21 protein-coding genes are annotated in these 18,566 nt (G+C 67.8%); 11 read left to right on the forward strand and 10 right to left on the reverse strand.

Features of this window, described 5'->3' with window-relative positions:
- The first annotated feature begins 102 nt into the window (after window positions 1-102).
- The 8 genes from ACWDXS_RS24310 (at window position 103) to ACWDXS_RS24345 (ending at window position 7,121) form a co-directional block, all read left to right on the forward strand.
- Window positions 103-396 (forward strand): hypothetical protein, encoded by a 294-nt coding sequence (locus ACWDXS_RS24310; RefSeq protein ID WP_378993902.1) that lies wholly within the window; start codon window positions 103-105, stop codon window positions 394-396.
- Window positions 396-2,255, forward strand: a complete 1,860-nt coding sequence (locus ACWDXS_RS24315) for an alpha/beta hydrolase (protein ID WP_449968959.1) — start codon at window positions 396-398, stop codon at window positions 2,253-2,255. Before ACWDXS_RS24310 ends, ACWDXS_RS24315 begins: the two co-directional genes overlap by 1 nt.
- Complete coding sequence (locus ACWDXS_RS24320; RefSeq protein WP_449968962.1) at window positions 2,252-2,767, forward strand: hypothetical protein; 516 nt, start codon at window positions 2,252-2,254, stop codon at window positions 2,765-2,767. The genes ACWDXS_RS24315 and ACWDXS_RS24320 overlap by 4 nt, the downstream gene beginning before the upstream one ends.
- 2 nt (window positions 2,768-2,769) lie before the next feature.
- Window positions 2,770-3,435, forward strand: a complete 666-nt coding sequence (locus tag ACWDXS_RS24325) for a DUF3558 domain-containing protein (RefSeq protein WP_449968965.1) — start codon at window positions 2,770-2,772, stop codon at window positions 3,433-3,435.
- Window positions 3,436-3,445: 10 nt separating this feature from the next.
- Window positions 3,446-3,826 carry a hypothetical protein gene (locus tag ACWDXS_RS24330; RefSeq protein WP_449968968.1) on the forward strand — a complete coding sequence of 127 codons (381 nt, stop codon included), beginning with the start codon at window positions 3,446-3,448 and terminating at the stop codon, window positions 3,824-3,826.
- Complete coding sequence (locus ACWDXS_RS24335) at window positions 3,823-5,157, forward strand: hypothetical protein (protein WP_449968971.1); 1,335 nt, start codon at window positions 3,823-3,825, stop codon at window positions 5,155-5,157. The genes ACWDXS_RS24330 and ACWDXS_RS24335 overlap by 4 nt, the downstream gene beginning before the upstream one ends.
- Window positions 5,144-5,914: an ESX secretion-associated protein EspG gene (locus ACWDXS_RS24340; protein ID WP_449968974.1), complete on the forward strand. Its 771-nt coding sequence runs from the start codon at window positions 5,144-5,146 to the stop codon at window positions 5,912-5,914. The genes ACWDXS_RS24335 and ACWDXS_RS24340 overlap by 14 nt, the downstream gene beginning before the upstream one ends.
- A 76-nt stretch (window positions 5,915-5,990) precedes the next feature.
- Window positions 5,991-7,121 (forward strand): Fic family protein, encoded by a 1,131-nt coding sequence (locus ACWDXS_RS24345; RefSeq protein WP_449968977.1) that lies wholly within the window; start codon window positions 5,991-5,993, stop codon window positions 7,119-7,121.
- Between the two features lie 94 nt (window positions 7,122-7,215).
- Here ACWDXS_RS24345 and ACWDXS_RS24350 read toward each other — a convergent pair whose 3' ends face one another.
- Entirely contained in the window at window positions 7,216-8,190 is a 975-nt protein-coding gene (locus ACWDXS_RS24350) for a hypothetical protein (protein ID WP_449968980.1), read from the reverse strand.
- A gap of 103 nt (window positions 8,191-8,293) precedes the next feature.
- On the opposite strand from ACWDXS_RS24350, the gene ACWDXS_RS24355 reads away from it, so the two are divergent.
- Window positions 8,294-8,902 carry a TetR/AcrR family transcriptional regulator gene (locus tag ACWDXS_RS24355; protein WP_387447775.1) on the forward strand — a complete coding sequence of 203 codons (609 nt, stop codon included), beginning with the start codon at window positions 8,294-8,296 and terminating at the stop codon, window positions 8,900-8,902.
- A 109-nt stretch (window positions 8,903-9,011) separates the two neighbouring features.
- Entirely contained in the window at window positions 9,012-9,764 is a 753-nt protein-coding gene (locus ACWDXS_RS24360; RefSeq protein WP_387447773.1) for an LGFP repeat-containing protein, read from the forward strand.
- 1 nt (window position 9,765) lies between these two features.
- Here ACWDXS_RS24360 and ACWDXS_RS24365 read toward each other — a convergent pair whose 3' ends face one another.
- From ACWDXS_RS24365 to ACWDXS_RS24405, 9 genes are all read right to left on the reverse strand, one after another.
- On the reverse strand, window positions 9,766-10,371 hold the full coding sequence (locus tag ACWDXS_RS24365) for a response regulator (protein ID WP_378993880.1): 606 nt from the start codon (window positions 10,369-10,371) through the stop codon (window positions 9,766-9,768).
- The gene (locus tag ACWDXS_RS24370; RefSeq protein ID WP_449968986.1) at window positions 10,368-11,531 is read right to left on the reverse strand and encodes a sensor histidine kinase; all 1,164 of its coding nucleotides are present in this window, start codon (window positions 11,529-11,531) and stop codon (window positions 10,368-10,370) included. Before ACWDXS_RS24370 ends, ACWDXS_RS24365 begins: the two co-directional genes overlap by 4 nt.
- A 92-nt stretch (window positions 11,532-11,623) precedes the next feature.
- Window positions 11,624-12,409 (reverse strand): ABC transporter permease, encoded by a 786-nt coding sequence (locus ACWDXS_RS24375; protein ID WP_449968989.1) that lies wholly within the window; start codon window positions 12,407-12,409, stop codon window positions 11,624-11,626.
- A 1-nt stretch (window position 12,410) separates the two neighbouring features.
- Window positions 12,411-13,334 carry an ABC transporter ATP-binding protein gene (locus ACWDXS_RS24380; RefSeq protein WP_387447767.1) on the reverse strand — a complete coding sequence of 308 codons (924 nt, stop codon included), beginning with the start codon at window positions 13,332-13,334 and terminating at the stop codon, window positions 12,411-12,413.
- Window positions 13,335-13,409: 75 nt separating this feature from the next.
- The gene (locus tag ACWDXS_RS24385; RefSeq protein WP_243655106.1) at window positions 13,410-13,763 is read right to left on the reverse strand and encodes a YbjN domain-containing protein; all 354 of its coding nucleotides are present in this window, start codon (window positions 13,761-13,763) and stop codon (window positions 13,410-13,412) included.
- 77 nt (window positions 13,764-13,840) lie between these two features.
- A complete protein-coding gene (locus ACWDXS_RS24390; RefSeq protein ID WP_378637531.1) occupies window positions 13,841-14,656 on the reverse strand; it encodes an isoprenyl transferase in 816 nt (271 codons plus the stop codon).
- A 53-nt stretch (window positions 14,657-14,709) separates the two neighbouring features.
- Window positions 14,710-15,492 carry a DNA repair protein RecO gene (recO, locus tag ACWDXS_RS24395; protein ID WP_449968993.1) on the reverse strand — a complete coding sequence of 261 codons (783 nt, stop codon included), beginning with the start codon at window positions 15,490-15,492 and terminating at the stop codon, window positions 14,710-14,712.
- Between the two features lie 47 nt (window positions 15,493-15,539).
- A complete protein-coding gene (locus tag ACWDXS_RS24400; RefSeq protein WP_378993872.1) occupies window positions 15,540-16,139 on the reverse strand; it encodes a TetR/AcrR family transcriptional regulator in 600 nt (199 codons plus the stop codon).
- The gene (locus ACWDXS_RS24405) at window positions 16,126-16,992 is read right to left on the reverse strand and encodes an alpha/beta fold hydrolase (RefSeq protein WP_449968996.1); all 867 of its coding nucleotides are present in this window, start codon (window positions 16,990-16,992) and stop codon (window positions 16,126-16,128) included. The genes ACWDXS_RS24400 and ACWDXS_RS24405 overlap by 14 nt, the downstream gene beginning before the upstream one ends.
- 142 nt (window positions 16,993-17,134) lie before the next feature.
- On the opposite strand from ACWDXS_RS24405, the gene ACWDXS_RS24410 reads away from it, so the two are divergent.
- Window positions 17,135-18,562, forward strand: coding sequence for an amidase (locus ACWDXS_RS24410; RefSeq protein WP_449968999.1), 1,428 nt, complete (start codon window positions 17,135-17,137; stop codon window positions 18,560-18,562).
- Window positions 18,563-18,566 lie beyond the last annotated feature (4 nt).

Genomic DNA, 18,566 nt, shown 5'->3' on the forward strand with positions numbered 1-18,566 from the left:
ATCACATGATGGAACCTTCGCTTCGCGAGCCCCGTCCAACCTTCACGAAGGGACCGGCCCGCACGGGCGCGCAGTCCTCTCGGCAGCGAAGGAGGGGGCATCGTGAGCGGGACCCTGGGCGTCGAGCCCGATCAGTTGACGACGATGGCGACGACCTGGCGTCGGGAGGCGGCCGAAGTCGACGCGCTGAGCTGGACGGCCGCGAGCGAGGCGACCGGCGACGGCAATGACGTGCTCGCCGCCGTACGCGGACTGTCCGACCCGGCTTCGCAGGCCATGGACTCGATCGCGACCCGGTACACGACGCTGGCCGACCTCGTCGACAAGTTCTCCGCCGATATCCAGGCAAGAGACGCCGAGACCGCGGGCGAAATCGGAAAGCTCGGTACCCGCTGATGCGGCCGACCATCCCCCAACTCGACACCTGGAATCTCGAGGGCCTGCACCGCGCCGGGGAAGCCGCCCGCGCCAACGCCGACATCCTCTCGACCTCGGTCGACGACTGCTCGCGCGCGATCTCGGCCGCGGGTAGCTGGTACGGACAGACCAAAGACGCGGCCTCGCGGCGCATCGATGAGGAAGTCGATCACGGCTACGAGGTGCGCACCGTGCTGCTCCGTGTGGCCGACGACGCCGAAGACGCCTATCAGGGCCTGAAACACGCCAAAACCTATGTGCTGGAACAGAAGAACCTCGCCGTCGGGCAAGGTTTCGTGGTCGCGCCCGACGGCCGGGTGACCCATTCCGATCCGAAAGAGGAGGGCGCCGCAGGAGTTTTCCAGCTCAACCTGCTCAGTGGGCTGGACGAGCTCGAACGCCTCGACAACCTGTTCGGCGCCAGGCTGCGGGAATCGATGGGCGACCTCGGGGCGATGCGCGACGGGCAGCCCGACATCACCCTCGCCGACGGTTCGATGCGGGATCCGGACGCGGTCGCGATCCAGCTGGCGTCGATGTCGCCGGACGATCGGGCGACCTTCCTGGCCGGGTTGAGTCCCGAAGCGCAACGTCAGCTGGTGATCGCGGCGCCGGAGAAGCTGGGCAATCTGAACGGCGTGCCGTTCGTGATGCGGATCGAGGCCAACGAGATCAATGTCCGCAACGCGCTGACGTCGGAGAAGGCCAAGCCGAATCGAGACGAATCGCGGGTGAAGCAGCTGGAAGCAATGCTCGCGCCCATCCCGAATCCCGAAGGTGCGGGCACGCTCGACACCACCGCCGCCGCGACCGGCGAAACAGCGACACCGCAGCTGGGCATGGTCGACCGCAAGTTCGTCATGTTCAGCACCGAGGGCAACGGGCGGATGATCGAGATGGTCGGCGAGATGAAGTCGGGCGCGCCCGGTGTGGGGGTGTATGTGCCCGGCACCAGTACGAATCTCAACGGCTCCGGGTCGAATCACGTGGCCGCATGGAATCTCGCCGATCAGACGGGCAGCCCGATTTTCCTGTACATGGAGGGCGACTTCCCGCAGAGTCTGACCAGCCTTTCCGACGGGGCGCCGAGCCCGAAATTCGCCGCGGACATGGCGCCTCGGCTTGTCGACTTCGGCCGCGAAATCGACCGGGAAGTCGGTGCGACCGCGCCGGGAACGCCGGTTTCCTATGTGGGACATTCCTACGGCGGTTCGATCGTCGGCTCGGCCGAGCAGTTGGGTCTGCGCGCTGACCGCATCCTGCACGCTTCTTCGGCGGGCACCGGCGTTTTCGACACGGGCTGGAACAACCCGAACCCGAGTGTCCAGCGGTATTCGATGACGGCGCCCGGCGACCTGATCGGGGTGGTGCAGTCCTATCCCGAAGGCGGACTCAGCATTCCGGGCGCATTCACGATTCCCGGAAACCCCCACGCGTCCGCCGAATTGGGCGGTGATCCCGACGAGGTACCCGGCGTAACACGACTCGATACCGGCTTCTACAGCGACACCTCCCGAAACCACCCCACCGAGGTCGTCTTCGGTACCGACGGGCACGGGAAGTACTGGGACGACCCGAGATCGACAGCGTTTCAGAACATCGTCGGCGTTATCGAAGGATCGACCGCGACCGCGTATGTCGAACGAGGAATCGAAACACCGTACGTCGACATCGGTTTGGGAGACAACGGCGACGGCGGCAAGGAGGGGTTCGACGCAGCGAAGGCAGCTGCTGCCGCTCGCCTCGCAGCAGCCCTCGGCAATCCCGACCTCGACCCGTACGCCGACCCCCGCATCACCGACAATGCCGATCCCGGCCGAACGATCGACATCAAATGACGAAAACAACGATCGTGGCCTGCATCCTGATGATCACTGCGGGCGTCACGGGATGCAGTGGTTTCATCCACGAAGGTCCGACCAACCAGCGGATCAAAGACACCACGGGGCTGACCGTCGCCGAGGCAGGCGCGATTGTCGAGCGCAATTTCGAGCTCATCTGGCCGCAGAAGGGCCCCGTCGAGATCGCGAATCTGACCTTGCCGGGCACGGGCTGCCGAACGAACCCGAACTCTCTGATGTCCGAGGGTCCGCCGTGGCGGCCCCGGTACACGATGGAGGAAGTGAACCCGCCCCAGGAGTTCATCGACCGAGCGATGGCGAATCTCGAAGCGATGACCACACGCGGCTTCACCCTCGTACCGAGCCAGCGGCCCGACAACGACCCGGTGAACCGGCTCTACCGCGACTCGACCGGCTACACCGTCGCATCGTTCCGGGATACCTCCGTTGGGCCGAGGAACGAGGTGCGGTTCTCGATGACCGCGTCCTCACCTTGCGCGGCGGAGTAGGCGTGACCTTTCGCGATGCGTATCAGCGTGACTACGATCTTCGGAGCGGGGACGTCATGAACGGGCACCGGTTCTGCGGGAGGGACGAAGACATGGCAGTTCGAGGTGCGGCGGCGAGGGTGTTCGGCGTTGTCGCGGTGGCGGGGTTGGCTGTCGTGGGGTGCGGTGAGGGGGAGCAGGGAACGGCTACTCCGCAGACGAGCGGTGTGAGTGTGGCGGCGAGTCCTACTTCGGTGGATGCCGAGGCGAAGGTGTGGGATCCGTGTTCGTTGCCGGATTCGGCTGTCGGCGGAGCCGGCCTGAACGTCGGCAGCCGGAAGAACGAGGTTGCCGGGGTCGACTTCACAGGATGGAAGACATGCAGCTGGCAGGACTCCGCGAAGCAGTACACGTTCTCGGTCCTGTCGTCGGAGCACGCACTCGCCGAATCCCGAGCACGAACAGACTTCACGGACTTCACCGAGACAACCGTGGGATCGCACAAGGCAATTCAGCTTCGAACGACAGGGTCGACACATGACCTGGGTTGTACTGTCGCCGTGGAGATCCCGAACGGGTCGGTCCTTTTCAGGCTCCTGAACCGCGTCAGCGCGTCTTCGCCGCCTGCGCCATGCCCGGAGGTACACAGACTCACCGACAGCTTCGCGCAGTACCTTCCCGAGAGCTAGTGGGTGACCAATGCTTTTGAGCATCGACCCCGGCGAGTGGAGCCAACTCTTGGTCCAGGCAGAAGCCGGTCAACTCTCACTCGACCCCGAAGTCGGCAAGGATCTGGACAAGGTGTGCGACGACCACTTGGATCGGCTGGAAGAGGTTTACGCCCAGGTCGACCAGGTCCGCAATATCTCCGGCTTCGGATCGTTCAACTCGAGCCAGACGCTGGAGCGGAAATTCTCATTGACCGCGTCCGGAGGTGACCGCCCACTGGACGAAGTCCTCAAGAAGCACATCGAGGCGGTGCAAACGGCCAAAGAGGTTGTGGCCAAAGCGATTGCGAACTTCGTTGCCCAAGACGAAGCGACCGGTGCCGAGATCTCCGCGACAGGAGAACACCTGTGACCTACGAGGACTACAAGAGCAAGGTGATCGCAGCTCAGGAGCAGTGGAATACCGAGCGGGCCAAGATCTACGACCGCCAGCTCGCCGGCAACTACGCCACGATCTTCGGCGGTGACATCCAACCCCCGCACATCACCACCCCTGACAACTACGACAGCATGACGCTAGAGCAGATGCAGGCGGCGGTCGCGGCGATGAAACCACAGCTGGTCGATGACGCGGTCACCGCGTGGGCGAATATCGGTGGCGCGCTGATGGGCACCTTCACCGGGTTCAACCAGCAGTTCGCCCGCACCGTCACCGGCGCGGGCGGCCACGGCGGATGGACGGGCGCGGCAGCTTCCGCCGCCGTCGCGGCCGTGAACAACTATGCGCAGCAATCGATTCCACTCTCTCAGGCCGCGACTGCGATCAGCCTCAAACTGACCGAGATGCGCACCGGGATCGAGCAGACCCAAGCGTTGATGCCCGGCCTCACCGAGCGCACCAACGTCACCGGCAAGTCGTTGCCCGCCGACGGTGTGATGAAGGTCGACGATCACAACCGTGACGAAGCCACCCAGGAGGGCAGGCGGATCTTGCGCTCCGTGTACAGCCAGGTCGCCGGCCAAACCGACAACGGCGTTCCCTTCTTGCCGACCGCGCCGACCATCGCCGACGACGGTGGACCGGGCAGCAACAGCGAGACGAATGCCGTGGACAGTCAAGGTGGTTCGACCGCAGCTGGCAACGAAACCGAAGACCCGGCAGCGGGAACGAACGGTGACAGCGCGACACCCGAGGGTGCCGCTACCGAACCGCCTTCCACCACAACCTCTTCGACAGACGCGGGCTCGACCACACCCCAGAGCGCCACCACCACACCGCAATCCACCACCCCCACCACAACAGCTCCGAACACCACCGCGCCGATCAACGCTGGTGCAACTACGCCAGGCGTCGGCACACCCGGTGTCGGCGCCCCGAGCACCGGCGCCCCCGGTTCCGGCAGACCCACCGGCAGCGGGCCCGGCGGATCTGGCACCCCGCTGGGCAGCGGCACCCCGACCAGCGCCACTCCCGGCCGAAGCACCCCCGGCACCCCGTCCCCCGCTGCCGCGGCAGCAACCGGAACCCGCGCGGGAACCACCTCCGCCACCGGTCGCAGCGCAGCGGGCGTGGGCGGCATGGGCGCACCGGGCACAGGTCGCGGCACCTCCGACGACGAACGAACCAAGGACATCCCCGACTACCTGATCACCCAGGAGAACGGTGACCTCCTGCTCGGCGCGGACCAGATCAGGACCGTGCCCCCGGTGATCGGCGGAGACGACGACAGTGCACCGCGCTGAATTCACCGGCATCGAATTCGAGATCCTGTGGTCCGGCTACGGCCGTGACCGCCTCCCCTATCCTCTCCAATACCGCACCGACATCGCCGAATTCGACGAGCTGAAGCAGCACCGGGAAGCCGCGGTGGACGCCCTCCTCCGCAAATACGACCCGGCGGTGGAACGCGCCCTCGCCGTCCTGCTCGACCCCGATGCCAGGGTCGAATCCAAAGGCTATGTGGGACAGGACAACACGAACATCATCCGCTTCCACGGCGCGATCCGCGGCGCGGTCGGCGCCACCCTGCAACAGGCGCCGGGCGCCGCGGAGGACACCGGCGCCGACGTCACCCTCACCTACTGCACCCCCAGCCAGGTGGCAGCACTGACGGTCGCTGCTCTCCCCCGCACGAAGCCGGGTAAGAAGGCGCCGGTCGAGGTCCGCCGAGACCAGCTGTCCGTCGAAGAAGACCACTTCGAATACCGCGCGGGCCGCCTCAGCTCGGCCGACCAACTCAACCGCATGTTCCACCGCCCCCGCCGAGCCTTCGGCGAGATCTCGGCCCTGTCCGGCCCCGCCCTCGACTCGCGCCCCACCCCCGCCCGCACCTTCTGGTGGATGGACTACCCCGACGGCCGCTACTACGTGAAAACCGGCGACCCCATCGTCGCCGAACCCCTCCCCACCGACCGCATGATCGCCGGCATCTACCGCATGCTCACCCGAGCCCAGCGCTACCACCAAGAATTCGGCACCGACGACTACCGCACCGGGTAACCGCACAGCGCACGATGCAGCGATTACCCGTCTATTCGCTTCAAATTATGCAGCGAATAGACGGTAATATCGCTGCATGACGAACCGTGGGTACATCTGGGAGGCGACGAACTGGCCTCGCTTCACCTACGACGCCGTTCTGCTCGCCAAACCGACGGCAGAGGTCGCGCTCGCCCAGGGGCGCCTGCACGGTCGACTCACCCACGCCGACGACGCCACACAGGAACGCGCGGGGCTGGAAGCGCTGACCACTGACGTCGTGCAGTCGAGCGCCATCGAAGGCGAGTTACTCGATGCGGCGTCGGTCCGGTCGTCCATCGCTCGCAGGCTCGGTGTCGATATCGGCGCGACAACGCCCACCGACCGCCGGGTCGACGGTGTCGTCGATATGGTCCTCGACGCCACCCGCCATCACGACCAACCGGTGACGGCGGAGCGCCTGTTCGGCTGGCACGCAGGACTCTTTCCCACGGGCTACTCCGGCATCTCACGAATCCGGGTGGGCGGCTGGCGAACCGATGAGACCGGACCGATGGAGGTGATCTCCGGACCATACGGTCGGCAGCGAGTCCACTTCGAAGCCCCACCCGCCTCCCGCCTCGACGACGACATGCACCGCTTCCTGATGTGGCTCGACGCGGAAACCCCCGAACCCGCGGTGCTGAAAGCCGGCCTGGCACACCTATGGTTCGTGACGATTCATCCCTTCGATGACGGAAACGGCAGAATCGCACGCGCGATAGGCGATCTCGCCTTGGCCCGTTCCGAACACAGCCCTCGCCGGTTCTACAGCCTGTCCGCCCAGATCCAGCGCGATCGCAAAAACTACTACGCCATCCTCGAAAGCACCCAACGCGGCGACCTCGATGTCACCGCCTGGCTGCTCTGGTTCCTCGATGCGCTACTCCAGTCCATCAACAACGCCGACCGAACCATCGACGCAGCGCTCGCGAAAGCCCGCTTCTGGCGCACGTGGCACACCACGGCGATGAACCCCCGTCAGACCGAAATGCTCAACCGAATCCTGGACGGTTTCAACGGAAACCTGACAACCCGCAAATGGGCGATCATCACCAAAACGTCCCAGGCCTCCGCCCTCCGCGACATCAACGAACTCATCGAGCTCGGCGCCTTGCGACGCTCCGACTCGAGCGGCCGAAGCACATCCTACGAACTGACGGAAATCGCCGAGCCGAACACGGAGTAGCTGCCGAATCTCCGCAGCCACAGGCTCCGTTCGACGTCAGAGCCAAAACGCTCCGCACGAGAGTTGGTCGTGCGGAGCGTTTTCGCGGGGCGGGTCAGGCGGGTACTGCCACCGGTTCGGGAGATGCGGTCGGCGTGGCCAGCTGGCGGGAGCGGAGGGCGCCGAGGCCGAGGAGGGCGACTCCGCCCGCGGCCCAGGCGAGTAGGACGGTGAGGGGGGCGAGGGCGCCGGCACCGTCGAAGTAGGCGACCGAGCGGAGCAGGGCGGCGGCGGCGCCCGGGGGGAGCAACTGGCCGATGGTGCCCCAGGGCTGGGGCAGGAGTTCGGGGGCCGAGGTAGCGGCGGAGAACGGGTTGCCCACCAGCAGCATGGTGAGGGCGCCCAGGCCGATGCCGGGGCGGCCGATCGCGGCGGCCAGGCCGACGATGACGGCGGCGACGGTAAAGGAGGCCAGGCCCGCGATGGCGGCCAGTTCGAGGTAGGAGCCGGGCAGGATCGAGAGCCAGGTGTGAAAGATCAGGGTGCTCAGGAGCCCGCCCGCGATACCGAAGGCGGCCAGGCCGGCGAGCCGGGACCCGTAGGCGGGGACCAGCAGGGTGAGCAGGATGCCCGCTGCCATACCGGACATGACCAGCGGCAGGACCATCGAGCCGAAGCCCGCGCCGCGCTGGTCGTCGGGATCGACGGCGATCACGTCCTCGACCGGAGCGACGGGGATACCGCTGAGTTGTTGTGCCACGGCGGTGAGCTGCTGGGCGACGGCGGGCGAGGCGGCGGAGGCGACCAGGACCTGCGGCGCGCCGTTGCCGGTGACGACAGCGCCGTAGATCTCGTTGTCGGCCATCGCGTTTCGCGCCTGCTGCGCGTCGGCGACGGTGATGATCTCGAAGGCCTCGGGATCGCGCTGCCGCAGTTGCTGGGCGACCTGGACGGAGCCAGGACCCGCGACGGCGATCGGCAGATCACGCGGGCCGATATTGACGGCGGGCCAGGCGAAAGCGATGAGCATCAGGGCCTGGATCGCGGTGGCCGCGAGGCCGAGAGCTACTGCTCGGCGGGTGATCGTCATGCGATTTCTCCCATTAAAGCGAATGTTCGTTCTTTTTGATGTTCCTACCGTGACACCGCCCACCTCGCTTGTCAAGAACGGACATTCGTTTTACTTTTGACCCATGCCCCGAGTCAGCGAAGAACACCTGGAACGCCGCAGGCAGCAGATCCTCGACGCCGCGCAGCTGTGCTTCGCCAGGAAGGGCTTCCACGAGACCTCGATGCAGGACGTATTCGCCGAATCGCAGATGTCGGCGGGCGCGGTCTACCGGTACTTCGCCAGCAAGAACGAGATCATCGCCGCGCTCGTGCAACGCACGATGGGGCCGCTGCGCGAGCGGCTCGCCGAGATCATCCGCACCGAGACCGCGCCTCCCCCGGCGGAGGTCATCCGACTGCTGACCACCGAGATCGTCAAACGCAGTGGGCCAGAGGGACCGCTGCGGCTCGCCCCACAGGCGTGGGCGCTCGCGCTGGTCTCGGACGAGGCGGCCGTCCCGGTACGCGCGGCCATCGCGTCGATGCGCGCGTTGTGGTTCGAGTACGCGGACCGATTGTGCGAGTCCGGCTGGCTGCCACCGGGCACCGATTCCGACGCGATCGCCAAAACGCTCATCGGGCTGCTGCCCGGCTTCATCCTGCAGCACCTCCTGCTCGCCGACGTCGACCCGGAGGATTTCGCCCGCGGTCTCGAGGTCATGCTGCCGGGACCTCCGCACCATCCCCGGTGAGCAAGGCCACTGTTGCCACCGCCGCCGAACGGGTAGGTTCGGGTGCGGCACCGGAGGGGGTCCCGAGCGCCGGACATCGTTGAATACCGATCCGACCAGGGAGTTTCCTGTGACTTTGCACCGTCGAACCCTTCGATCACGCGGCCTGACCGCGCTGGCAGCCGTGACCGTCGTGGCCGCGCTGCCCGCGGCGATGGCCGGCACCGCGCAGGCCAGGATGATCGGCGGATTCGAGGTGGGCGGCGCGATCGAGACCGAATACGACCAGGCGGGCGGCCCGGCGCTGGGCGAGCCCACCTCCCCGGAAGCCGACGCGGCGGCCGGCGGCAAGTACCAGACCTTCGCCAACAACGCGGCCATCTACTGGCATCCCGACACCAACGCCAACACCGTCTCGGGTCAGATCCGGGACAAGTTCGCCGAGACGGGCAACGAGTCGGGCAAGCTCGGCTACCCGACCACCCGCGAGGAGTCCACCCCGTCGGGCGGCGGTCGCTTCAACCACTTCCAGAAGGGCTCGATCTACTGGTCCGTCGGCACCGGCGCACACCAGATCAGCGGCCCGATCCGCGACAAGTGGGCGGCGCTGGGCTGGGAGTCGAGCCCGCTGGGCTTCCCGCTCACCGACGTGTCCGCGGCGGGCAAGGGCGACGGCCAGTTCACCATGTTCCCGACCGGCGCCATCTACTGGACGTCGAAGACCGGCGCGCACGCGGTGTGGGGCAGCATCCAGGCCGACTGGATCCGCGCGGGCGGCGAAAACGGCCGCTACGGCTATCCCACCAGCGACGAGTACGACTACCAGGGCGGCAAGGCCCAGGATTTCACGGGCGGCAAGATCACCTGGAAGCCCGAGCGCTGAGCTACAACCAGCCCTGACGCTGCGCCGCCAGAATCGCCTCCGCGCGGTTGCGGGTGCCGGTCTTGCCGATGGCGGCCGAAAGATGGTTGCGCACAGTCCCTTCCGAGAGGTGTAAGCGCTCGGCGATGGCCCCGGCCGCTGAACCGTCGGCGGCCGCGGCGAGCACTTGACGTTCCCTGGCCGTGAGCGGAGACGTTCCGGCAGTGAGGGTCTCGGTCGCCAGCGCCGGGTCGACGACGCGTAGTCCCAGGTGTACCCGGCGGACCGCGTCGGCCAATTCCCGTGCGGGAGTGTCCTTCACGACGAACCCGCTCGCGCCCGCATCGATGGCGCGGCGTAGGTAGCCGGGGCGCCCGAACGTGGTGACCATGAGGATTCGCACGCGCGGGTGTTCGGCGTGCACGCGGGCGGCGACCTCGATGCCGTCCAGGCCGGGCATGTCGATGTCGAGCAGTGCCACGTCGGGGCTGGTGCGGGTCACCGCGGCCAGGACTTCGTCGCCGCGGCCGACTTCGGCGACCACCTCGAGGTCGGATTCCAGACCGAGCAGGGCGGCGAGCGCGCCGCGCACCAGTGCCTGGTCGTCGGCGAGCAGCAGCCGGATCATCGGACACTCCCTTCCGCGGGCACCGTCGCCAGCAGGCCGACGCCGCCGCCTGATGGCGTCGACATGGTCAGCGTGCCACCGGCCGCGCGCAGTCGCTCGGCCAGCCCACGCAAACCCGAACCGGACGGTGCGGTGACGTCGCAGCCACGGCCGTCGTCGGTGATCTCGATGCTGTTCTCGGTAACGACCACGGTGCAGTGCTGGGCCGCACTGTGGCGCACGACGTTGGTCACCGCCTCGCGCAGTACCCAGCCGAACAGCTCACTGTGCCGAGTGTCCACCATCGTCGAATCGGGCAGTACAGCAACGATCTCGGCTGCGGTCAGCGCGGTGTGCGCGGTGGCGAGTTCTCGGCGCAAGCTCACCTCACGCAGACCACCTACGGTGTCGCGCACCCCGGCGAGCGCCTCGCGGGCCAAGCGTTCCACATCGGCGAGCTCGGTCTTGGCGCGCGCCACGTCGACATCGATAAGACGTTGCGCGAGTTCGGTTTTGATGGTGATCACCGTGAGGGAATGGCCGAGGATGTCGTGCACATCGCGGGCGACCCGATTGCGCTCGGCCTCGATCGCCAGGTCGGCGCGCTGACGGCGGGTGATCGCCTGTAGTCGCCTGCCGCGCAAGCCGATCTCTCTGGCGAGCCAGATCACCGGTGGAATCACCGCCAGCACCAGCGCCGTGCCACCGAGCCACCGACCCGGCGCGAACACGGGCATCGCCACCATCGTCGCCGATACCGCCACCACCACGACCAACGAGAGCCGGGTGGGCAGCGAGAAGATCGCGACCGCGGCGATGTAGAGCACGGTCGGGAGCGCGGCCGCGCCGAGCAGCGCCATCATCACCACCGACAACGCGGCCATGCCTGCGAGCAACGGCCAGATCCGCGGATCGACAGACCGCGGATCGTCCTGCTCGTCCCAGTCGAGTCGGCGGAAGACGACGAACGCCGTCACGATCAGCCCGCCGAACGCCAGCACGGCTGCCGTCGCACCGACCGACCGCACCGTGCCGTGCTCGACCCAGCTGTCGTAGATCTGCGGTACCAGGTACAGCAACCATCCCGCCGCGAGCGCGGCACCGAACCACCCGCGGCGCATGCCGCTGGTATCGGTCGCCCCGGTGCCGAACACCCGGTCGACGAAGTCACCCGAACTCACGAGCAATCCCTTCTCACAGCACTTGCGCAACCACGCGGGCCGACCCGGCGAGTACCGACGGTACCCACGAATCGGCCCGGGTGATCGTTCGTTCAACGAGCGGTGTCCCGGCGGAACAGCGCGGCCGCGCCCACCACGAACACCGCGGTCCACGCGACGACATTCACCACGGCCAGCGCGACGGTGCCCGCACCGGTGTCACCGAACGGGGTACGCACCAGGGTGGCGACCCCGTAGGTCGGCAGCACCTTCGACACCGCGGCGAACCACCCGTGGATCGGGAAGAACAGCCCGCCCGCGAACGACAGCATCGCCAGTCCGGGGCCCAGCAGTTGCATGACGTTCTCGGAGGGCAACAGGTAGCCCATGAGCAGACCGAAGGCCGCGAACACCAGCGAGCACACCCAGGCGAGCAGGAAGCAGGCCACCCAGGCCACCGGCGTCAGGCTCGCACCGCAGAACGCGCCGACGACGAACACCGTCGCCACCGCCACCAGCCCCAGCGACATCGCGACCGCGATCTTCGTCGCCACGTAGGCCACCGGCCGCAGCGGTGTCAGCCGCAGCTGGCGGGTCCAGCCGTGGGCACGTTCGACCGCCACCATCGCGCCGCCGCTGGTAGTCGCGAGCAGGGCGCCGTAGAGCGCCATCGACACCATGATGTAGCCGGTGACGTTGCCCGAACCGAAGGACTCGTCCCGGTTTCCACCCTGGAGACCGAAGATCACGAAGAACACCGGCGGCATGATCAGGGTGAAGATCAGGGTGCGCCGGTTGCGGAGCATGCGGCGAAGTTCGAGCGAGAGAAAAGCCGGGCTGAAGCCGCCGAGGCGAGGTGTGCGCATCGGTTTCGTCGCGGTGCGGGTTGTCTCGATCATGTCAGCGCTCGCCTTCGGGTGCGGAGGTCAGCGCGAGGAACGCCGATTCCAGGTTGTGGGTGGTGATTTCGATGTCGTGGGCCGCGGTGTGGGTGAGCAGGAAACGGGCGATGTCATCGGAGTCTCTGGCCTGCACCAGGATTCGATCACCGCGCAGCTCCACCTGCTCGACACCCGGCAGCGCGGACAGGTGGGCCGGGTCGGCACCGGGCAGGGTGGCCGCCACGGTCCGGCCGACGGTCAGGTTCTTGATCTGGGCGGCGCTGCCGTCGGCGACGATACGACCGGCACGCACCAGCACGATCCGGTCGGCGTAGGCGTCGGCTTCGTCGAGATAGTGGGTGGCGAACAGCACGGTGCGGCCACTCACGGCGTCTTCGCGCATGGCCGCCCAGAAATCGCGTCTGCCCGACACGTCCATGCCGGTGGTGGGTTCGTCCAGCACGATCAGGTCCGGGTCGGGCAGCAGTGCCAGCGCGAACCGCAGCCGCTGCTGCTGGCCACCCGAGCACTTTCCGACGAGGCGGTCGGCGATATCGGCGATGCCCGCCCGCTCGAGGACTTCCGGCGCCGGCCGCGGCCGGGCGTGCAGGGCGGCGACCAAGCGAACGGTTTCGCCGACGGTGAGGTCGGGCAGCAGCCCACCCGACTGCAGCACCGCGGCCACCCGCCCGGCCCGCACGGCATCCTCCGGCGCTTGGCCGAAGACCGCGACCGTGCCCGAATCGGGAGCGGTCAGGCCGAGGAGCAGGTCGATCGTGGTCGACTTACCCGCGCCGTTGGGGCCGAGGAAGGCGACGATCTCGCCCGGCGCCACGGTCAGGTCGAGACCGTCGACGGCGCGGACCGGACCCGTGGTTCCGGGAAAGGATTTGCGCAGGTCGCGCAGCTCGATGGCCGCGCTGGTTGTTCGTGGTGAAGGCATGGTTCAAGATTCGCGCGGACGAGGCCGCGAAACCTGAGCCGACTGTCACCATTCGCCCATGACAGGTGTCACGGGTTACGGCGCGAGCAACCCCTGCCGGGCTCGGCTCGCACCGGACAGCGCGAGCAGCAGCATGGTGGTGAGTGCCCCGTCGTCCAGGCCTTCGGCGGGGAAGGTGTAGCGCAGAATGACGTCGCCCAGCTGGCCACGAGCGATCAGCGTGACCGACCCGAACTGGATCTCGTTGTTGCGTTCGGCGACGCGCTTGTGCAGGGCCGCCTTGAGCGGACGATCCCAGGCCAGCACGCTGGTCAGCGACAGCACAGTGAGGCCGGGCGCGAGGGTGACGGCGCGGATCGAGCACAGGGCGCCGTCGTATTCGAAGCCCAGCGACCCGTCCGCGTCCACCCGGACATCGACGTCCTGCATCTGCAGGCACGCGCCGGTGCGCGCCTGCAGGTCGATTTCGGGTGAGACCGTGGTATCCATCTCGGCTCCGTCGTCACTCATTTGGCGCCACCGAAGCGGCGATCGCGCTTGGCGTATTCCAGGCACGCGTCCCACAGGTTACGCCGGTCGAAGTCGGGGAAAAGCGTGTCCTGGTACACGAATTCGGCGTAGGCCGCCTGCCAGATCAGGAAGTTCGAGCTGCGGAACTCGCCGGAGGGGCGAAGGAACAGATCGACATCGGGCATATCGGGTTCGTCGAGGTACTTCGCGACGGTGGCCTCGTCGACCTTCTCCGGGTCGATCTCGCCCGCAGCCACCCGGCGCGCGATTTCCCTTGCGGCGTCAGCGATTTCGGCACGACCACCGTAGTTGACGCACATGGTCAGCGTCATCACGTCGTTGTCCTTGGTGAGCTCTTCGGCCACCTCGAGTTCCTTGATCACGCTGCGCCACAGGCGGGGCCGGCGCCCGGCCCAGCGCACCCGCACACCCATCTCGTGCATCTCGTCGCGGCGGCGGCGGATCACGTCGCGGTTGAAGCCCATCAAAAAACGCACCTCGTCGGGGCTGCGTCGCCAGTTCTCGGTGGAGAAGGCGTAGGCCGAGAGCCACTTCACGCCGATCTCGATGCACCCTTCGACGGAGTCCATCAGCACGGCCTCGCCGCGTTCGTGTCCGGCGGTGCGCGGCAGGCCACGCTCCTGGGCCCAGCGGCCGTTGCCGTCCATCACCAGCGCGACGTGGTTGGGGACGAGCTCGGGCGGGATCGCGGGCGGACGCGCGCCGGAGGGATGCTGGGACGGCGGCCGCACGGTGCGGGTGCCGTCCTTGCTCGCGGGAGAGGAGTCACGACGCAGGATCACGGCATCCATCCTGCCTGATCGCCGGGTACGGGCTGCACGGGCTCCGGCTTCGCGCCGTTTGCTCAGCCGACCCGGCCCACGACTGCGGCGTCGGGCCGGTCCGCGGGTTCGATGCGGGATCGCTCGATCAGCGGCAACGTGCGCAACTGGCGCTCCAGATGCCACTGCAGGTGGGCGGCGACGAGACCGCTGGCCTGGCGGCGGACATTGTCGGGAACGCTGTCGATGTAGGCCCACTCCCCCTTCAACAGGGCGACGAGCAGATCGAGCACCCCGGTGATGGGCGTGCTCGCGCCCGGCGGACGACAGTGCACACAGACCGCGCCGCCCGCTGCCACATGGAAGGCGCGGTGCGGGCCGGGGGTCGCGCAGCGGGCGCATTCGTCGAGCGCGGGCGCCCACCCGGCGAAACCCATGGCGCGCAACAGGTACGCGTCCAGGATCAGTTCGTGGGGTCGCTGTTTGGCGGCGATCGCGCGCAGGGCACCCGCGGTGAGTACGTGCAGTTTCGGGGCGGGTGCGCGTTCTTCACCCGCGAGACGCTCGGCGGTTTCGAGGATCGCGCACGCGGTGGTGTAGCGGCCGTAGTCGTCGATGATGTCGGCGGCGAACGCCTCCACGGTGATGACCTGGGTGACGATGTCGAGCGTGTGCCCGGGGTGCAACTGCACATCGATGTAGGAGAACGGCTCGAGCCGCGCCCCGAACTTCGATTTGGTGCGCCGCACCCCCTTCGCCACCGCCCGGACGAGCCCGTGTTGCCTGGTCAGGAGCGTGACGATGCGATCGGCCTCGCCCAGCTTGTGCTGGCGAACCACTACCGCCTCATCCCGATACAACCGCACGCGCCCAGTCTTCCATGTGCGCCCGACACCGCGGTCACGGACACGGATCAGGACTGGAGCAGACCGGCGATGAGGAGCAGCAGCGATTGCTGGGTTTCGATGCGAGCACGGTCGGGGTCATCGGCGTGGGCGACGATGAGCGAGGCTTCGGTGATGGCGCTGAGCAGGAGTTGCGCGAGTACCGGAACGGGGGCGACCGGGATCAGGCCCGCGTCGGTGGCACGTTGCAGTTCGTCGGTGATGAGGCCGAGTCCGTGGCGAGCTTCGAATTCGCGGAAAGCGGGCCAGCCGAGGACGGTCGGGGCGTCCATCAACACGATGCGCAGCATTTCCGGGCGGGCGCAGATGTCGAGAAAACGCGCCAGCCCCGCGGTCATGCCACCGATGATGTCGGCGCGGTCGACAGCGGCGACAGCGCTCGCGATCTCCTCGGTGGCCTCGGTCTCGACCTGTTCGAGGACCGCGAGGAACAGTCCGCGCTTGTCGCCGTAGTGGTGGTGCAGGGCGCCGCGGGTGACACCGGCGGCGGCCACCAACTGCTCGGCCGACGTACCGGCGAAGCCGCGCTCGGCGAACAGGCGACGGCCTGCCTGCTCGAGCGCGGCTCGGGTGACCCGGGAGCGATCCTCCTGACTACGGCGCTGCATGCAGCCGAGTGAACTCCACGATCAGTTCGGTGAGCAACTCCGGCCGGTCCTCGGGGATGAAAGTGTAGGAATTGTCGAGGGTGCGCAGGCTCGCCCGCGGGAGATCGGCGACCAGCCGTTCGGCCAGCGCCATCGGGAACAGTTTGTCCTCGGTCGACCAGACCACCAGCACCGGCACATCGACCGTGCCGAAGCGTTCGGCGGCGGCCACGGTGCATCGATTGTCGACACCGGCGGCGAAGCGGCGCAGATCATCGCGGATGGCGGCGTTGCGCCGGGCAGACCCTAAGTAGGACTGCGCGATCTCTTGCGGCAGGGCATGTTTGGTGACCAGCCCGAATCCGAGTGGCAGGCGCTGCATGAACCCGAAGCGCATCGGCGCCAGCAGCGGCCGGATCACGCCGGGAATCTTCGCCACCTTCAGCAAGCCCGCGAAAGGCTGCGGCGGGAACACTTCGTAGCAGTCGACGGCGGCCAGGACGACGCGGCCGATCCGTTCCGGTCGGCGGGTCATCAGGATCTGGGTGAGCGCACCACCGGTGTCGTTGGCGACGATCGTGACATCGGTGAGGTCGAGCGCGTCGAGGAACTCGGCGATCAGGTCCGCGATGCCGGTGGGACTGAGATCGGCGTCGGGCATCGGGATGGTGTGGGATCCGAGCGGCCAGTCGGGCGTCAGGCAGCGGTGGCCTGCGGTGGCCAGACCGGGCACGACCCCGCGCCAGATATCGGCGTTGACGAGCAGTCCGTGGACGAAGACGACCGGCGATCCGGAGCCGGTGTCGTGATAGCGGATGCGGCCGGATGACAGGGCGATCTCGCGTGCCGGGCCGAGTGCTGAGCTGATTCCCATGGGGTCCTCCCCTGGTCGAATACTGGGCACGTCCACTGTTACATACATACCGTATGTATGTCTATACCCACCCTAGGGGATGTGGACGGGTGACCAGGTTCGCGTTACGGTCGAGCCACGCACCTGCAGAGACGGAGCTCACATGTCCGCGCCCGACCACATCGCGCCGAATTCCTCGGCCGATCTCGGCCTCACCGAGCTGTCCTCGGCCGTGGCCGACGGCAGTATTTCCTCGGTCGTCGCCGTCGCCGACGCGCTCGACCGGATCGAGGCGTCGCAGCCGTCGCTCAACGCGTTCCGGGTCGTCCGTCGCGACGCCGCGCTGAAGGAGGCGGCCGAGGCGGACGCGCGGTTGGCGGCGGGTGTGCGGCTGCCGCTGCTGGGTGTGCCGATCGCGGTCAAGGACGACACCGACATCAGCGGCGAAGTCACCGCCTTCGGGTGTGGTGGGGAGTTCACGCCGAAATCCGCCGACGCCGAATCGGTCCGCCGGTTGCGCGCGGCGGGTGCGGTGATCGTCGGCAAGGCCAATACCTGCGAGCTGGGACAGCTGCCCTTCACCAGCGGTGACGCGTTCGGCCACACCCGCAATCCGTGGGATCGCACGCGCACGCCGGGTGGGTCATCGGGCGGGTCCGCGGCGGCGGTCGCGGCCGGATTGGTCCCCGCCGCGCTGGGTTCCGACGGCGCGGGGTCGGTGCGTATCCCGGCCTCGTGGACCAACCTGATCGGGATCAAGCCGCAGCGAGGGCGCATCTCCACCTGGCCGCTGGCGGAGGCGTTCAACGGGCTCACCGTCAACGGACCGCTCGCGCGCACTGTGCGGGACGCGGCGCTGCTGCTCGACATCGCCGCCGGACCGCACGAGGGCGACCGGCACAAGCCCGCGCCCATCGAGGCGAGCGCGGCCGTCGGGCGCGATCCCGGCAAGCTCAGAATCGCGCTCTCCCTGAGCATTCCGTACACCGCGACCACCACCGCGCTCGATCCGCAGATCGCGGCCGCCGTGCACGCGCTGGCCGCCACCCTGCGCACGCTCGGCCATACCGTCACCGTGACAGACCTGCACTACGGGTTGATGATCGGCGCGTCCTTCCTGCCACGATCACTGGCGGGGATCAGCCGGGTGCACCGGGATATGCCGGGCGCGGTCGTCGACCCGAGGACCACCACCAATGCGCGCATCGGACGCGTGCTCAGCGGACCCGCACTCACCGCCGCGCGTCTCGCGGAACCCCTGCTGCACAAGCGCATCGGCTCGTTCTTCGACGACTACGACCTGGTGCTGGCGCCGACCACCGCGACCCCTCCCCCGCAGGTGGAGGAGATCGATGGCATCGGCTTCGGTGCGACGAACAATCTGATCACCGCCGCGTGCCCGTACACCTGGCCGTGGAACGTGCTCGGCTGGCCGAGCGTGAACGTGCCCGCCGGCTTCGCCGACGCCGGACTGCCGATCGGTGCGCAACTGATGGGCACCGCCGACAGCGAACCACTGCTGATCTCGCTGGCGGCCCAGCTGGAATCGGAACTGCACTGGGAACGTCACCGCCCCGCGCAGTGGTGGTGACCGT

It is taken from the genome of Nocardia sp. NPDC003183 (genome assembly GCF_053590715.1).

What these genes read in the sequence shown, in the direction of transcription:
- ACWDXS_RS24315 (WP_449968959.1), top strand. Translation starts at nt 396, where the DNA reads ATGCGGCCGACCATCCCCCAACTCGACACCTGGAATCTCGAGGGCCTG.
- ACWDXS_RS24320 (WP_449968962.1), top strand. Translation starts at nt 2,252, where the DNA reads ATGACGAAAACAACGATCGTGGCCTGCATCCTGATGATCACTGCGGGC.
- ACWDXS_RS24330 (WP_449968968.1), top strand. Translation starts at nt 3,446, where the DNA reads ATGCTTTTGAGCATCGACCCCGGCGAGTGGAGCCAACTCTTGGTCCAG.
- ACWDXS_RS24345 (WP_449968977.1), top strand. Translation starts at nt 5,991, where the DNA reads ATGACGAACCGTGGGTACATCTGGGAGGCGACGAACTGGCCTCGCTTC.
- ACWDXS_RS24350 (WP_449968980.1), bottom strand. Translation starts at nt 8,190, where the DNA reads ATGACGATCACCCGCCGAGCAGTAGCTCTCGGCCTCGCGGCCACCGCG.
- ACWDXS_RS24355 (WP_387447775.1), top strand. Translation starts at nt 8,294, where the DNA reads ATGCCCCGAGTCAGCGAAGAACACCTGGAACGCCGCAGGCAGCAGATC.
- ACWDXS_RS24365 (WP_378993880.1), bottom strand. Translation starts at nt 10,371, where the DNA reads ATGATCCGGCTGCTGCTCGCCGACGACCAGGCACTGGTGCGCGGCGCG.
- ACWDXS_RS24375 (WP_449968989.1), bottom strand. Translation starts at nt 12,409, where the DNA reads ATGATCGAGACAACCCGCACCGCGACGAAACCGATGCGCACACCTCGC.
- ACWDXS_RS24380 (WP_387447767.1), bottom strand. Translation starts at nt 13,334, where the DNA reads ATGCCTTCACCACGAACAACCAGCGCGGCCATCGAGCTGCGCGACCTG.
- ACWDXS_RS24385 (WP_243655106.1), bottom strand. Translation starts at nt 13,763, where the DNA reads ATGCAGGACGTCGATGTCCGGGTGGACGCGGACGGGTCGCTGGGCTTC.
- ACWDXS_RS24390 (WP_378637531.1), bottom strand. Translation starts at nt 14,656, where the DNA reads ATGGATGCCGTGATCCTGCGTCGTGACTCCTCTCCCGCGAGCAAGGAC.
- ACWDXS_RS24400 (WP_378993872.1), bottom strand. Translation starts at nt 16,139, where the DNA reads ATGCAGCGCCGTAGTCAGGAGGATCGCTCCCGGGTCACCCGAGCCGCG.
- ACWDXS_RS24405 (WP_449968996.1), bottom strand. Translation starts at nt 16,992, where the DNA reads ATGGGAATCAGCTCAGCACTCGGCCCGGCACGCGAGATCGCCCTGTCA.
- ACWDXS_RS24410 (WP_449968999.1), top strand. Translation starts at nt 17,135, where the DNA reads ATGTCCGCGCCCGACCACATCGCGCCGAATTCCTCGGCCGATCTCGGC.